The 16,112-nt window shown below is 56.9% G+C and carries 11 protein-coding genes; 8 read left to right on the top strand and 3 right to left on the bottom strand.

Features of this window, described 5'->3' with window-relative positions:
• Positions 1-134 precede the first annotated feature (134 nt).
• Together ACQE3E_RS16400 and dctA are read right to left on the bottom strand one after the other, a co-directional pair.
• Positions 135-1,301, bottom strand: coding sequence for an aminotransferase class V-fold PLP-dependent enzyme (locus ACQE3E_RS16400; RefSeq protein WP_071160900.1), 1,167 nt, complete (start codon positions 1,299-1,301; stop codon positions 135-137).
• A gap of 257 nt (positions 1,302-1,558) precedes the next feature.
• Positions 1,559-2,851: a C4-dicarboxylate transporter DctA gene (gene dctA / locus ACQE3E_RS16395; protein WP_427500855.1), complete on the bottom strand. Its 1,293-nt coding sequence runs from the start codon at positions 2,849-2,851 to the stop codon at positions 1,559-1,561.
• A gap of 424 nt (positions 2,852-3,275) precedes the next feature.
• On the opposite strand from dctA, the gene ACQE3E_RS16390 reads away from it, so the two are divergent.
• The 3 genes from ACQE3E_RS16390 (at position 3,276) to ACQE3E_RS16380 (ending at position 5,092) form a co-directional block, all read left to right on the top strand.
• The gene (locus ACQE3E_RS16390; RefSeq protein WP_313729715.1) at positions 3,276-3,515 is read left to right on the top strand and encodes a hypothetical protein; all 240 of its coding nucleotides are present in this window, start codon (positions 3,276-3,278) and stop codon (positions 3,513-3,515) included.
• Between the two features lie 29 nt (positions 3,516-3,544).
• Positions 3,545-4,486 carry a glycosyltransferase family 2 protein gene (locus tag ACQE3E_RS16385; protein ID WP_313729716.1) on the top strand — a complete coding sequence of 314 codons (942 nt, stop codon included), beginning with the start codon at positions 3,545-3,547 and terminating at the stop codon, positions 4,484-4,486.
• A gap of 423 nt (positions 4,487-4,909) precedes the next feature.
• Positions 4,910-5,092, top strand: coding sequence for a hypothetical protein (locus ACQE3E_RS16380; RefSeq protein ID WP_313729717.1), 183 nt, complete (start codon positions 4,910-4,912; stop codon positions 5,090-5,092).
• Positions 5,093-5,136: 44 nt separating this feature from the next.
• Here the strand turns inward: ACQE3E_RS16380 and ACQE3E_RS16375 are convergent, their stop codons facing one another.
• Positions 5,137-6,687 (bottom strand): hypothetical protein, encoded by a 1,551-nt coding sequence (locus ACQE3E_RS16375; protein ID WP_313729718.1) that lies wholly within the window; start codon positions 6,685-6,687, stop codon positions 5,137-5,139.
• A 921-nt stretch (positions 6,688-7,608) separates the two neighbouring features.
• Between ACQE3E_RS16375 and ACQE3E_RS16370 the strand changes: the two genes are divergently transcribed.
• The 5 genes from ACQE3E_RS16370 to ACQE3E_RS16350 all read left to right on the top strand — a co-directional run bounded on the left by ACQE3E_RS16370 (position 7,609) and on the right by ACQE3E_RS16350 (position 16,111).
• Entirely contained in the window at positions 7,609-8,220 is a 612-nt protein-coding gene (locus ACQE3E_RS16370; protein WP_064027690.1) for a hypothetical protein, read from the top strand.
• Positions 8,221-8,649: 429 nt separating this feature from the next.
• Positions 8,650-9,603 carry an HpcH/HpaI aldolase/citrate lyase family protein gene (locus ACQE3E_RS16365; RefSeq protein WP_064024973.1) on the top strand — a complete coding sequence of 318 codons (954 nt, stop codon included), beginning with the start codon at positions 8,650-8,652 and terminating at the stop codon, positions 9,601-9,603.
• Positions 9,604-9,727: 124 nt separating this feature from the next.
• The gene (locus tag ACQE3E_RS16360; protein WP_064024974.1) at positions 9,728-10,909 is read left to right on the top strand and encodes a malate--CoA ligase subunit beta; all 1,182 of its coding nucleotides are present in this window, start codon (positions 9,728-9,730) and stop codon (positions 10,907-10,909) included.
• Positions 10,910-10,918: 9 nt separating this feature from the next.
• A complete protein-coding gene (gene sucD, locus ACQE3E_RS16355; RefSeq protein WP_064024975.1) occupies positions 10,919-11,806 on the top strand; it encodes a succinate--CoA ligase subunit alpha in 888 nt (295 codons plus the stop codon).
• Positions 11,807-11,887: 81 nt separating this feature from the next.
• Positions 11,888-16,111, top strand: a complete 4,224-nt coding sequence (locus tag ACQE3E_RS16350; protein ID WP_313729719.1) for a DEAD/DEAH box helicase — start codon at positions 11,888-11,890, stop codon at positions 16,109-16,111.
• Position 16,112: the final 1 nt, after the last annotated feature.

The raw sequence follows: 16,112 nt of genomic DNA, 5'->3' as shown, positions 1-16,112 counted from the left end.
CAGTCCGGCAGTGGGTTGTACTTTGGTGCAGTGTTGTCGCGTTTTGGTGCCGGTTGCGACATTCCGCAACCGGCAACATCGCCTGACCATGTTAACAACCTGGGCGGCGATTCGGTCGCCCAGGCGTGGCCGACTTATTTGGCGGTCGAGCGATAATACTCGACGGCGGCCGCGACGCCGCTACCGGCCTTGATATCGAAACCGTTGTCCAGCATCGCCATTTCCACACCGGCAATCGCCCCGAGCAAGGATACGTCGTTCATGTCGCCGACATGGCCGATGCGGAATACTTTACCGGCGACTTCGTTCAAACCGGCGCCCAGCGAAATGTTGTATTTGCTGTAAGCGGTGCTGATCACGTGGCGGGCATCTTTATCGGCCGGTACCACGATGGCGGTGACGGTATCCGAAGCCCAGCCTGCTTGGGCGCAAGTTTGCAAGCCCCAGGCTGCTACCGCGCGGCGCACGCCTTCGCCCAAGCGATAGTGGCGGGCGTAAACGTTCTCCATGCCTTCTTCCAGCAACAATTCCAGCGCTTTACGCAAACCGTACAACATCGGCGTGGAAGGGGTGTAAGGGGTGTAGCCATCCTTGTTGGAGGCCGCCATGTCTTTCAGCGAAAAGAACGAGCGAGGGAAGTTGCTGTTGTCGATCGCCGCCAGGGCTTTTTGGCTAAAGCCCAAAATCGCCAAACCCGCCGGCAGCATAAAGCCTTTTTGCGAACCGGCGATGCTGGCGTCCACGCCCCATTCGTCTTGGCGGAAATCGATGCTGCCGATGGCGCTGACACCGTCCGAGAACAGCAGGGCAGGGTGGCCGGCCGCGTCCAGCGCTTTGCGCACGCCGGGGATGTCGCTGGTGACGCCGGTCGAGGTTTCGTTATGCGTCGCCAGAACGGCTTTGATCTCGTGGTTTTTGTCGTCTTTCAGGCGCGCTTCCAGGTGGTCCAAAGGAATGCCCTTGCCCCATTCGACTTGCTGGATTTCCACGTCGAAGCCCAATTTGCGCGCGGCTTCCGCCCACAAATGGCCGAATTGGCCGAAGCGATAAATCAACACTTTGTCGCCCTGATTCAAGCAGTTGGTCATTGCCACTTCCCAGCCGGCGGTACCGGTGGCCGGGAACACAAAGCATTGGCCGGTTTCGGTGCGGAACACTTTTTTCAGGTCTTCCAGAATCGGCGCCAGTAGCTTGGGGAAGATCGGCGAGCGGTGGTCTTCCATCGGCACGTGCATCGCGCTCAAGATTTCGTGTGGGGTATTGGTTGGACCTGGGACAAAAAGGTGATTGCGACCCGCCATCTGCTGACTCCTTAAAGGGATTGATTGTTTCGTGAAAAATCGCCGGATAGTGCCACAGAAGCGGGTTTTGAGCAAGTCTCTACGCAAGGAGCGGTCTAGTTTCCAGGCTTGGCTTCGGCTTCGTTCCCGCTCTTCTCAACGCCCGTAGCAGATGGGAGATTTTAAGGCGCGATTCGGTAAAATCGGCGCTAGACCATACTTCTACCGAAGGAAAAACCGGCGTTTGGCGCCCGGCTGAAGCAGGCTAAGCGGCGGCTCTAGCCGCGAACGCCGCCCTCCAATTCCGCTCGCAGTTGGGCCTGATTCAGCTCGCGCTCGGACTGCGACACCACGATGGTTGCCACGGCGTTGCCGATCAGATTGGTCAAGGCGCGGGCTTCCGACATAAAGCGATCTATGCCCAAGATCAGCGACAAGGCAGCCACCGGTACCGCCGGCACCACCGCCAGCGTCGCGGCCAGCGTAATGAAGCCGGCGCCGGTCACGCCGGAGGCGCCTTTGCTCGTCAACATCGCCACCAACAACAAGGTCAATTGCTGAGACAAGCTCAAATCGACATTCAACGCCTGAGCAATAAACAAGGCCGACAGGGTCAGATAAATATTGGTGCCGTCCAAATTAAAGGAATAGCCGGAAGGGACGACCAAGCCGACCACCGACCGCGAACAACCCAAGCGCTCCAGTTTATTCATCAACGGCACCAGTGCCGATTCCGACGAAGACGTTCCCAGCACCAGCAGCAACTCTTCCTTGAAGTAACGCAGCAGCTTGAAGATGTTGAAACCGATCAGTTTACCTATCCCGCCCAGCACCAGCACCACAAACAGCGCGCAGGTCAGATAAAAACAGCCCATCAACGCGGCCAAGGGTTTCAAGGCGTCTATGCCGTATTTGCCGATGGTAAAGGCCATCGCCGCGCCCGCGCCGATCGGCGCCAATTTCATGACCACATTCATCATCGCAAAGAATAGATGGGCGCATTCCTCGACAAAGCGATGCACCAAACGCCCGGCTTCGCCCATTTTATGCAGCGCAAGCCCAAACAGCACCGAGACCAGCAACACCTGCAGCAAATCGCCCGAGCCGGTGAAGGCGTCGGTAAAGGTTTTGGGGATGATGTGTAAGAAAAACTCGGCGACGGTTTGTTGACCGGCCTGCTTGGCAAACCCCGCCACCGCTTGCGTATCCAGACTGGCCGGATCGATGTTAAAGCCCTGGCCCGGCCGCAGCACGTTGGCCACTATGACACCCAAGGCCAATGCAAGAGTCGATACCACTTCGAAATACACCAGGGCTTTAAAGCCGACGCGCCCGGCTTTCTTCATGTCGCTCGCCCCTGCAATGCCCAGCACCACGGTGCAAAACACCACCGGCGCGATCAGCATTTTGATTAAGCCGATAAAACCGTCGCCGACCGGCTTCAATGCCACCGCATGCGCCGCATCGAAATGGCCGAATAATCCACCCAATACAATCGCCGCCAAGACCCAATAGTACAGCCGGGTTTGAGCGCGGTCAGCCGGCGGTAACGGATGGGATGGTGTGTCCATGGCAGGATTGAATTGGATTTATCGCGGCGATTTTAGACTGAAGGTAAAAGTCGGCCAATAGAGCCGCCCAAATATACGCGCCTTCACTGTTTGGGTTGAGTGACCTGTCGAAGCGGTTTGACACCGATGACAGTAGTCATGACAAACCGGGGCGAAATATCGCAGATATACGACATGTCGTCTCGGTTTGATGTTGTCATAAGCCTTATCTTTCCTACAAAGATCAATTTGTCTATTTAAATTCAACTGCTTATGTATTTCAAATAAATCGGCATGGGGTTTGCGTTGTTTTTAACAAGTGGGTCGGAAACGCCTCAACCAATGATTTCGTCAGCGGCCGGCGGGCATAAACGACACCGTCGTCATGACCTCGATTAGAGGTCGCAGTTAACAGATTAATCAAACAAATTGTGGGACTCTGCGTATGCCGATCACCTTACTGAAAGCACTCAACCTGGCCAAAGATCTCGACGATCTCGGTAATTCGTCGCCAGGGTCTTGCTATTACAGCACGAGTTCTTTCGATGAGAGCGAGGCGTTTAAGTCAGCGGGAGTACGGATTCAGATAGGCAGCGACTTGCATTCAGCGAGAAGCGAGCAGTTGGTTTTGGACGTCACGCAAATGCCCGGCATTGAGCCATCACAGACGTCGTTGAAATTTTGAATTTATTTTTGAACCCTAGGAGTAAGTAGATGAATACTGAATTAGTACGAACCGCAGTCATTGTTCCGGTTTGGAATGCCAGTCAGCACTTGGATCGGCTGTTGCCGGCACTGGCGAGCCAGTCTTTGCAACCCGATGAATGGCTGATAGTCGATAGTCACTCGACGGATGACACCGTACAACGTTGTTTAGCGGCGGGCGCTAGAGTCGAAACGATTCCGCCGGGAACATTCAACCATGGCGGGACTCGGCGTTGGGCCAGCCACTTGGTGTCTGCGGACATACTGATCTTTATGACGCAGGATGCGATCTTGGCCGATACGGAAAGTTTGCGTAAGTTGCGGGATGCGGTGTTGTTGGATGTCAATGTCGGCGTGGCATACGGGCGGCAGTTGCCGCGCCCGGAAGCCGGCACTCTTGAAGCGCACGCCCGTTATTTCAACTACCCCGCGCGAAGCAGAACCAAGAAACTTTCCGATTCCGCCAGCTTGGGTATCAAGACTTGCTTCAGCTCCGACTCGTTCGCGGCGTACAGACGCACGGCCCTTGATGCGGTCGGCGGATTTCCACTCGACGTGATCGGCAGCGAAGACGCCTATGTTGCCGCTAAAATGCTGCTGTCCGGCTGGAGCGTCCGTTATGAAGCCGACGCTCTCGTCGTTCATTCGCACAGTTATTCTCTTTGGCAAGAATTTCGGCGCTATTTCGATATCGGCGTGTTTTACGGGCAGGAAGACTGGATTGAGCGCCAATTCGGTAAGGCGCGCGGCGAAGGGCGGCGCTTTGTGATTTCCGAGATCAAGCACATCATGCAGTTGGGGCAAACTTGGCGCATACCCGAATGCATTTTGCGTTCCGCGCTGAAATTGTTGGGGTATCGGCTAGGCTGGATACACAAGGCCTTGCCGCTGGCCCTGAAGCGGCGCATCAGCATGTTTCCTCGTTACTGGGAGGCTTTGGAATTGTCATGACTTTCCAAAATCGCCACGGACTGGTATACCGGTATTTTCCGATTTTTGCGTATCTTCTATTCACCCGGCCCTTAAAAACCGTTCGCCCCGAGCTTGTCGTAGGGCGCACCGGTCGGGGCTTAGCCGAGCTCAGCCCGAGCGGAATACCAGATCAGTAGGGCCGGGTTAATAATTCTGGACTTGGCTGCTTGAGGTTCGCCCGCTAAAGCCGGTTTGCCGAGCGATGGAGGGATGGCGCAAAGGGAATTGCACGGATTCACCCTGCGGGACTGCCGACACCGGTGACGAGAATCGTAAGCACGTAGATACGGTGGCTAAAATCAACCGCATCGATCGCGTAATTCTCTAGCCGCTATCTTAGGCAAATCGATTTCATGTCCCCATTCTCGGAATAAACACCTAATTTCACGTAACGATGAAAGCTTGAATAAGGCCGGTTGCTGGTCTGTCATCGTTGCAACCTACTTCACTTTCTTGATCGATGCGGTTCGTACCGCAGCACACACTTCCGGGCTGAAAGTAAAAATCGGCCAAAAGCCGACCACCACGCCCTTTAAATCAATGGAAGGTTATGGTCTCAGAGCAGTCGATCAACGCTACGTTTGAAGGGCGCCGTTAGGCGTCCCCTCCAAGCGTAAGTTAGGCCCCTCTTAATTCACGTCGTTGACCATTGTTAGAGCGAACTTGTAGCCCTTACCCTTAAAGCCTACAACTTCAGCGGTAACTGGCTGGTTCCTGTCGTCGAGCCATGTGATTCGAACCTCAGGATCGGAAATTTCACTAGTCGCTATGATGTGTGCGCTCTTAAGAGACTGGAGATCTAGCTCCTTGAGCCCCTGCCCCTTTCTCTTCACGGTTATTGATGCGCCGGAGTCAGCAGAAACCATAACTCTTAGCTGTGGGCTTGACGGGTTTGATCTAACTGGGAAACCGGCCCTAAGGAAAAACGAGCGAAGCCGTTCTATGTCGCTGGCGCTGGCCCACTCAGCAAGCAGTTGCCAGTAGGTTTCAAACTCGCGAAATTCGCGGATTGACATACTGCCTGCGCCAGACGCTGAATGCTTGGAGGTAGTGACCATCCACGAAATGAAAGGCCTCGGGGTCACCTGATTGGCTGGCCCCACATCGTCTTCTGACAATCTGCTCCTGGACCACAGATCGACATTTGGGTACTCCAAATTAAAGTAGAGGCCATTCTTGGCGGCGTACCGAAGTAAGTCCTTGGAAAGGGTATTTAGTTCGTCTTGGTTTATCGACAAATCAAGGGTCGATTTGATATGAGGTAGTGCGGCTAAGATATTCACAATCGTATCTATCTTTTCTCTACGCGGCTCCTCTCCGATCAGGCGTTTCAATTCCTCAATTACCTCAGATTGATCGGGGCGCAATTCGACGCAGGTCTTCAACGCGCTCTGCTTCGCCATGCCCCAGGGCAAGGTGCGATAAGTGGTGAGCAATTTCTCTACACCCTCGTCATAGCTAACTTCGCCAACATACCTCGCCGCTTGAGCTTTAACGGAATCAGTGAGGGCGGCAGAGGCAACTAGTTCAACGGCTGATGAGCCCAAATCCTTATGCTTGAAATTCGCTAGGATGGCTTCAGTCTTTTCTGGCTGCTTAGTGATCCATCGGTAGGGGGATTTCTCAGGAGGATTTAGCATCTCGGCTATGAGTCGATTGGCGTCGACCTTCTTGCGTTCATCCGATTGGAGGTTTAGCAGCGCCAGGGTGTCCAAGAAATCCTGCAACGGAAGTTCTTCCTTCTTTATCCATCCCCTCAGTCGTCCCCAATCGTTAGATGCGAGTTCGACTTCGCGACTGTTAACATTGGTGTGACTCGCGAGATGCGACGTCACAATGGTCTTGTTCAGAAGGTCGTTTAACGTATCCTTTATGTTGCTTTCAGAGTCTGCCTGTTGAATTAGTTCTTCTGCCTGCTTCTTTACCAATTGCGTTGCTTCTTGCTTGATGTCTCGCCAAGTCGTCAGACCGAACACGGTGAATATCGCGAGGAACAAAGCAGCCGCTGCCCCAATAATCTTCGCAGCAATGGCAACAGATTCCTTCAATATCTTTTGCTCTTTGGCGAGTTGGATCTCAACCTCTTGTCGAACGATGCGTTCGAGGTCAGCGGAGGCCCCGAAAACAAGATCTGACGCAGGCGGCACTTTTGCTGTTGGCAGTTCGCTTGTTTCTGACAAAGAGTGCTCCTGATCTGGGACGCGGTTCAATGGGTTTCGTTGGACCTAACTGGTCAGATAAGGAGCGTCTAAGCGTCTGCTTGATCTGATTGATGGCGTTACGTTTAATCGTGTTCTTCGTTTTGTCACGCTATCGCTCCTTATTTGACCAGATGGTTTCCATATATCTACCGAAAAATGATCTTAGACAAGATAATTTATTGAACTGCATATGATCTTCCTTTCTGTATATCTGTCATTCGACAGAGAAACAATGACCGGTAACGGCCAGACTGTTGCCATTTAATCAGATCGAGCGACATTCCGCAAAGGGTCGTAAGCCGCCCGCTAACTTTCCAAACGCAACGAGCCGCAATCATAGCGCGTGGAAAAATGTCCGTGCGAAGTCGTTAGTGGCTATTCTATGCTGTTATCAATTTATAGACTATTCTTTCGAACGCTCAAGGAGTGCGCGCCTCTGCTAATCCACTAGCTTTTCTGCATAAGTTAGCTCGCTGGCGAGCGAATAGGCGCGCATCTCAACGCGGCTGGCGGTAAGCCTCTGTGCTTGCCCGTCCCTGAACGGTTTTTACACGTGTTTCCAACGTTGGGGGAAAACCGCTGCAGGCTACGGCTGGCAAGGCTTCCGGCGATTCGGGTTTCACGGAGCTGTAGAATCACGACACGGAAGCCTGGAAGGACGTCACGGAACGTTGGAAGGACGATACGGAAGGCTGGAGGCACGTCACGGAGCGCTGGAAGGACGTCACGGAAGGTTGGAAGGACGTCACGGAACCTTGGAAGCACGTCACTGGAAAGCGGAAGGACGCGTTTCCAACATAAAAACACGGCATGGAAACGCCGATACCCTCGTCGCGGGCGTTGCCGGTGGCGAAACTGGAGTAGGTGGGCGGATTCAATTCATTCATCGAGGAATTTAACATGCCCAAATCCACGTTTATCCCGAACGCCGATCACGACTTTCTGGCCTGGTTCGACCATTTCCTGGCCAATCTGAAACCCGAACACGGCGTGGCGGATGCCGACTTGGCGGCGCTGACGGCGGCGAACGCCGATTTTCACGATAAGTCGCGGCTGGCCGGCAATGCCGCCGCGCTCGCCAAGCAGGCGACCGCCGATAAGAGCGACAGTCGTAAAGCATCCGAAAACCTGATTCGGGCGGAAGTGCGGCGCATCAAGGCGCGTGCCAATTACACCGACGGTATCGGTGCGCAATTGGGTATCGACAGCAGCAGCCGGACCGGCGATCTGTCCACGGCCAACCCCAAATTGAGCGGCAACGATCAAACCGGTGGGGTGGTGGTACTGAGTTTTGTGAAGCACCGCAGCGATGGCGTGAATCTCTATTGCCAGCGCGACATCGACACCGACTGGGTGTTGCTGGGCCGCGCCACCGTCTCGCCCTTCGTCGATCGCCGGCCGCTGCTGACGCCCGGCAAGCCGGAACTGCGCCGTTACACCGCCGTGTTCATGTCCAAGGACCAGGAAGTTGGCCAGTACAGTCAGGAACTGGTGGTGAATTGCGCGCCATGAGCGCCGGGGGTATTTAAGTCGCCTGGGCCATGCGCGCCGTTTGGCCCAGGCATGACTCGTGGTTCGTCGTGCATCCTAAAATGAATTTGTCGGTCTTGAGTAGTCCCGTTCGACTTCCCTCGGCCATACGAAATCCCGGCCGGCGCTAAGCCTATCGGCGCCGCCATCTCCACGTCACTCGCGATCGCTGGCATCGCGGCACCGCTAGCCGGCGTATTATTCGACGATTTTCAGGCTAAGCCATTTACTCTACCTGCAGTCGGTGCGTACGGACCGCTGGCTAGGGCGTCGGCGTTTGCTCCATGATAGTGCGCGCATCCGTCCGCAAGCGTTGACTTTGCACGTCCCGAAAGTAAAATGGCTGGCTATTTAAATCATTGCCGGAACAGCAAAAACAGCCGTTCTCTCACTAACCTTAGGAATTGATTCATGAGCCACACTCTTTACCAAGCCAACGCGCAACGCGTGCAACGCTGCGAACTGGCGGTGCCGGGTTCCAATCCGGACATGTTCGAAAAAGCCCTGAAAAGCGGTGTGGACTTCATTTTCCTGGATTTGGAGGACGCGGTCGCGCCGGACGACAAGCTGCAAGCCCGTAAAAACGTGATCCAAGCCATCAACGATTTGGACTGGGAGGGCCACGGCATCACCTTGTCGGTGCGGATCAACGGTCTGGACACTCAATATATGGTGCGCGACGTGGTCGATCTGGTCGAGCAGGCCGGCGCTAAAATCAAAACCCTGTTGGTGCCCAAGGTCGGCGTTTACAGCGACGTTTACATGGTCGATGCGATGCTGAGCCAGTTGGAAATGCAGCAGGGCCTGACCAATAAAATCGGTATCGAAGCCTTGATCGAAACCGCGTTGGGCATGGCCAACGTCGAAGACATCGCCAAGCAGGGTGCCATCGGCGGCCGTTTGGAAGCCCTGCATTTCGGTGTCGCCGATTACGCGGCCAGCAATCGCGCCCGTACCGTCAACATCGGCGGTTTGAATCCGGATTATCCGGGCGACCAGTGGCATTTCGCGATCAGCCGGATGACCGTGGCTTGTCGGGCTTACGGCCTGCGGCCGATCGACGGTCCGTTCGGCGACATCAAGGACCCGGAAGGCTACAAAGCCGGCGCCCGCCGTGCCGCCGCGCTGGGTTGCGAAGGCAAATGGGCGATCCATCCGTCGCAAATCGCGTTGGCCAACGAAGTGTTCACCCCGCCGCCGGCCGAAGTCGAAAAAGCCAAGCGTATCCTGCAAGCCTTGAAGGAAGCCGCCGCCCAAGGCAAGGGCGCCGCCGCGCTGGACGGTCGTTTGATCGACGCCGCGTCCGAACGGATGGCCAACAACATTGTGCGCGCCGCCGAAGCGATCGCCGCGAAAACTAAATAATTCAATTCTTGTAGGTTGGGTAAGTCCTGAGCGAAGGCTAAGGGCCTAACCCAACACGAAGGCTTTAATGTTGGGTTAGGCTTCGCTAACCCAACCTACATTTTCCAATATCACGAGAGAACCCATGGACATTCATGAGTACCAAGCAAAACAGTTGCTCGCGGAATACGGCGTGAAAATCGCCGAGGGCGGTCTGGCTTACAGTCCGGAAGACGCGGTGCAACGCTCGCGCGAAATCGGCGGCCACGTCTGGGTCGTCAAGGCCCAAATTCATTCCGGCGCGCGCGGCAAGGCCGGCGGTATCAAGGTGTGCAAAACCCACGACGACGTCAGCGCCGCCGCCGAAGCCTTGCTCGGCAAACGTTTGGTAACCCATCAAACCGGTCCGGCCGGTAAACAATGTTTGCGCCTGTATGTCGAAGCCGGCGCCGACATCGTCAAGGAACTGTATTTCAGCCTGCTGATCGACCGCGCCCACGAGCGCATCGTCATGGTCGGCTCGGCGCAAGGCGGCATGGAAATCGAAGAACTGGCCGAGACCAACCCGGACGCGATCAAGAAGATCCACATCGAGCCGGCCGTCGGCTTGCAAGATTTTCAAGCGCGCGAGATGGCGTTCGCGTTGGGCATGACCGCCGACCAAGTGCCGCAAGCGGTTAAATTGATTCAAGGTTGTTACCGGGCGATGCGCGATCTGGACGCCAATATGATCGAAATCAATCCGCTGGTGATTACCGGTCACGACGAATTGATCGCGCTGGACGCGAAAATGGGTTTCGACGATAACGCCTTGTTCCGCCGTCAAAAAATTTCCGAGTTGCGCGACAAGACCCAGGAAGATCCGCGCGAAATGGCGGCGGCCGACCGCGGCTTGAGCTACGTCGGCCTGGACGGCGACATCGGTTGCATGATCAACGGCGCCGGTCTGGCGATGGCGACGATGGACATGATCAAACTGGCGGGCGGCGAGCCGGCCAACTTTTTGGACGTCGGCGGCGGCGCTTCGGCCGAGCGTACCGAAAAAGCCTTCCGGATGGTGTTGCAGGACAAAAACGTCAAAGCCATGCTGGTCAATATCTTCGCCGGCATCAACCGTTGCGACTGGATCGCCGAGGGCGTCGTGCAAGCGGTCAAGAACATCGACATGAAAGTGCCGCTGGTGGTGCGCCTGTCCGGTACCAACGTCGAGCAGGGCCGCAAGATCATCGAGGATAGCGGATTGCCGATCATTACCGCCGATACCTTGGCGGAAGCCGCCGAAAAAGCCGTCGCCGCCCGCAACCAAGTCGTGGCCGCGCAAGGATAAGGAAACACTATGTCAATTTTCATCGATAAATCCACCCGCATCATCGTTCAAGGCTTTACCGGCAAGATCGGCAGCTTTCACGCTCAGGAAATGATCGACTACGGTTCCAACGTGGTCGGCGGCATCACGCCGGGCAAGGGCGGTCAAACCCATTTGGGCCGGCCGGTGTTCAATACCGTCAAGGAAGCGGTCGAGCAGGCCGGCGCCGAAGCCAGCATCGTGTTCGTGCCGCCGGCTTACGCCGCCGATTCGATCATGGAAGCCGCCGACGCCGGTATTAAATACTGCGTGTCGATTACCGACGGCATTCCGACTCAGGACATGATGAAGGTCAAAAACTTTCTGAGCAAATTCCCCAAGGAAAAACGCATGGTGTTGACCGGACCGAACTGCGCCGGCACCATCAGCCCAGGCAAGGCGATGCTGGGCATCATGCCGGGCCACATTTACATTCCCGGCAGCGTCGGCATCGTCGGCCGTTCCGGCACGCTGGGCTACGAAGCCGCCGACCAAATGAAGGCGCTGGGTATCGGCGTGTCCACTTCGGTCGGTATCGGCGGCGACCCGATTAACGGCAGCTCGCACCGCGACATTCTGGAGCGTTTCGAGCAAGATCCGGAGACCAAGGTGGTGATGATGATCGGCGAGATCGGCGGACCGCAAGAAGTCGAAGCCGGCGTATTCGCCAAGGAAAACATGAGTAAACCGGTGGTGGCCTATATCGCGGGTCTGACCGCGCCGAAAGGCCGCCGCATGGGCCATGCCGGCGCGATTATTTCCTCGACCGGTGAGTCGGCGGCGGAGAAAGTCGAAAGGCTGAAAGAACTGGGCGTGACGATCGCGCCGACACCGGCGGCAATGGGCGAGACGATCGCCAAAGTACTGGCCAAGCTGTAAATCCGGCCGGGCCAGCCGCCACCAAGCCCGCGGGATGCGGGCTTTTTTATTTCCAATGTTCCTTTTGCCTAGATCCGAGTTATGACATCCGCATCGCAACGAGGCCAGTGTCTCGACCATTACCGCCGTCTGCCGGCCGAACACCAGACGATCGTGAAATTGCTGGCGATGTATTACGGATACTGCTCGTTAACCACGTTGGCTAAATGTCTGGCGAGTCTGGGCATCAAGGAAGGCGGCAAGGTGTTGAAGTCCGAGTCGGTCAAGGCCAGGATCAAGCCGCTGATCGCCGCCGGATTGCTCGAGGAAAACCCCCGGCCCGGCGGTACCCGTTGTTCGCGGGCCCTGGCGGAAGTGATCGTTCGGCAAATGGTCGACGACAACGAATTCGAACGCTACGCGGCCGTCGTTACCACCCATAATCCGCCCGGTCACGGTTATTACCGCTATAACAGCGTCGACGATTGCATCCGCGAGGCCAGACTGTTTTTTCATCGCGGCGATTACGCGCAAGTCGCGCAATGTTTGAAGATCGGCGATCACTATCCCGGCAAAATTCCGGACCCGATCGATTTATACCTGTCCTGGTTTCTGAATCCGCTGGACTTGGCCGGATTCGCCCGCCAACACGGCCCGCTATTACTGGAAATGGCCGGATTCGCGGCGATGCACCAGTTGGTTTATCTTTACGCCAACTCCGACTTGCAACAGCTTTACCGGCATTTGCTGGATACCGACAAGGGCCGCGAGGATGCCTTGTTGCCGCGGGTGGTACTGGAGTTGAAGTTGTTGGAGGGCGACTGGGACGGCGTGGCCGGCGCGGTGCGGGGTACCGAAGATCCCGAGTTGCAGGCGGTCGCGGCGATGCTGGCTTTTTTGCGTGGCGAAGCTTCCGCCGCGCTGACCGGTTACGATAAGGCGTTGGCGGCGTTTCGCAAGCTCAGCGGCCAACGCAACATTTACTTTTACGGGTTGGCGGGGGTGTTTTATCCGCTGGCCATTCTCAAATACGGCGACACCAAGCAGCGCGCCAAATTGGCGACCTTGCTGAATCAGGCCGGCAAGCTGGGCGGTCCTTGGACAGGCATCTATCACTATCTGGCGGTCTTCAACCAGTTTTTGCAAGGCGACCTGTCGGTTCGCGATCAACTGTTGCGGCTGGAGCTGCCGTTTCGGCTCAGCGGCGGTTTTCGCGACAGCGGCACGCCGGACGGCGTGCACGCCACGTCGCTGTTTCAATACGTGTTGTTGTTGGTCATCAAGTCCTGGGTCAAAACCGACTTTGTCGATAAGGTCGATCCGTTGGAGCAGAAGCTTTACAGTCATTTGCTGGCCAACGGTTATCGCTGGCCGGCGGCGGAGCTGGCCAAGATCTTCGCCGGTATCGACTTGCCGCGCGCCAAGCAATGGGATGCGGGTTTCTTGGAAGGTCGGACCGCGCTGAGCACGTTGTTCGTCAGTCGCGCCGATTGGGAAGTGGCCTTGGATGCGCTGCTGAATTTGCCGCTGGCCGACAAAAAGCCCGACTCGGCCGCCAGCGACAAGGCATTGCGGCTGGTTTGGCTGATCAGTCACGACGAGAAAAATCACCGTATCGAAATCGAGCCGCGCGAGCAAAAACAGCAGGGCAAGGGCGGCTGGAGCAAGGGCCGGGCGGTGGCGTTGAAGCGCCTGGCCCAGGAAACCGCCGGTTTCGATTACCTGACCGACCAGGACCTGAAAATCTGCGCCCACATCAAGGAATACCGCGACAGCGGCTGGTACGGCAGCAACACCTTTTTCGCGTTCGACGCCGGCACGCCGCAAGCCTTGATCGGCCATCCCTTGGTATTTTGGGCCGATGCGTCGGAAGTTCGAGTCGAAATCGTTAAGGGCGAGGCGGAATTGCGGGTCAAGAAATTGGGCAAGGACGACCGAATCAAAATCAGTCTGGAGCCGGCGCCCGGTTTCGAGCAAAAGTTTTATATCGCCAAGGAAGCGCCGACCCGCTTGAAGGTGGTGGAATTTACCGCCGAGCACCACAAAATTTACGGCGTGTTGGGCCCCAAGGGCTTGGAAGTGCCGATGTCCGCCCAGGAGCGGGTGTTGCAAACCCTGACCGGCATTTCCGGGTTGCTGACCGTGCATTCCGACATCGGCGGCAGTTCCAGCAGCGCCGAGCAGGTCGAAGCCGATCCGACCCCGCGCCTACATTTGTTGCCGCATGGCGAAGGATTGCGGGTAGCCTTGCTGGTGCGGCCCTTCGCCAACGGTGGCGCCTATTTTCAGCCCGGCCAGGGCGGCGAAAGCGTGCTGGCCGAGATCGACGGCAAGGCCTTGCAGGCCGCGCGCAATCTGCGCTTGGAAAAACGCCGGGCCGAGGCGGTGCTGGATGCCTGTCCGATTCTCGGCGACGGCGAGCGCGACAGCGCCGGCGACTGGCTGCTCGATCATCCGGAAACCTGTCTGGAGTTGCTGCTGCAAATCCAGGCCTTGCCGGAGGGTCAGGCGATTCTGGAGTGGCCGGAAGGCGTGCGGTTCAAGGTGTTGGGTCACTCCAGCGGCAAGGGCCTCAGCCTGCAAATCAAGCGCGACAACGATTGGTTCAGCCTACAGGGCGAGCTGAAAGTCGGCGACGACACCGTGCTGGACATGCAGCAATTGTTGGGCTTGCTCGACAACCGCGAAGGCCGTTTTCTGCAACTGAAGGACGGCCAGTTCATCGCGTTGACCGACGAATTTCGCCGCCGGCTGGAAGATTTGAAAGCCTACGCCGATCTTAGCGGCAAGAAGGTCCGCATCAATCCGCTGGCGGCGCTGACCTTGGAAGACTGGGAAGACGAGGTCGGCTTCAAGGCCGATCAGCATTGGCAGGCGCATATGCAGCGCTTGCAGGCGTCCCGCGATTACCAGCCGCGAGTGCCGTCCACCTTTCAGGCCGAATTGCGCGACTATCAGATGGACGGTTATCGTTGGCTGGCGCGGCTGGCGCAATGGGGTGTGGGCGCCTGTCTGGCCGACGACATGGGCTTGGGCAAGACCGTGCAGGGTCTGGCCTTGCTGGTCGAGCGCGCGCCGCTGGGACCGGCCTTGATCGTCGCGCCGACCTCGGTGTGCGCCAACTGGGAGAACGAAGCGATCCGCTTCGCGCCGACTCTGAACCCTATCGTGCTCGGTACCGGCGACCGCCAGCGCTTGCTGGAAAATTTGCAAGCCTTCGATCTGCTGATTTGCAGCTACGGCTTGTTGCAGCAGGAGCAGGTGGCCGAAATGCTGGCGAAAATCGAGTTCGGCACCGTGATTCTCGACGAGGCGCAGGCCATTAAAAACGTAGCCACTCGCCGCTCGCAAGGCGCGATGAATTTACAGGCCGGTTTCAAGTTGATCATGACCGGCACGCCGTTGGAAAATCATTTGGGCGAGCTGTGGAATCTGTTTCGCTTCATCAATCCGGGCCTGCTCGGCTCGCTGGAACAATTTAATCAGCGCTTCGCCGGACCGATCGAACGCGAACGCAGCGCCGAAGCGCGCTTCCGCTTGAAGAAATTGATCCAGCCCTTCATCCTGCGCCGGACCAAGACTCAGGTGTTGCAGGAGTTGCCGCCGCGCACCGAAATCCCGATTTACGTTGAACTCAGTCCGGAAGAAACCGCCTATTACGAGGCCTTGCGCCGCGACAGTCTGCGCGTGCTCAGCGCGGCGGAAGGACCGGCCGGCCAACGCCATCTGCAGATCCTGGCCGCGATCACCAAATTACGGCGCAGTTGCTGCAACACTCAGTTGGTCAACCCGGATCTGGCACTGCCCAGCAGTAAATTGGCCGCCTTCGGCGAGATCGTCGACGAATTGCTGGATAACAAACACAAGGCGCTGGTGTTCAGCCAGTTCGTCGATCATTTGCAATTAATCAAGCAATACGTTGAGCGGCGCGGCATTCGTTACCAGTATCTGGACGGCTCCACGCCGGCCAAGGAACGCCAGACGCGGGTCGATGCCTTTCAACGCGGCGAAGGAGAACTGTTTTTGATCAGTTTGAAAGCCGGCGGCGTCGGTTTGAACCTGACCGCCGCCGACTACGTGATCCACATGGACCCGTGGTGGAATCCGGCGGTCGAGGATCAGGCGTCCGACCGCGCCCACCGGATGGGCCAGCAGCGGCCGGTGACGATTTACCGGATGATCGCCAAGCAAACCATCGAGGAAAAAATCGTCGCGCTGCATGGCCATAAGCGCGACCTGGCCGATAGTCTGTTGGATGGCGCCGACTTGAGCGGCAAGGTCACGGCCAACGAATTGCTGGATTTGATGAAGGCCGAAGTCGCATAGC

The sequence above is a fragment of the Methylomonas sp. MED-D genome (genome assembly GCF_050276835.1).
In the GTDB taxonomy this organism is placed as follows: Bacteria; Pseudomonadota; Gammaproteobacteria; order Methylococcales; family Methylomonadaceae; genus Methylomonas; species Methylomonas koyamae_A.
This window is presented reverse-complemented; position numbering and strand designations above follow the sequence as displayed.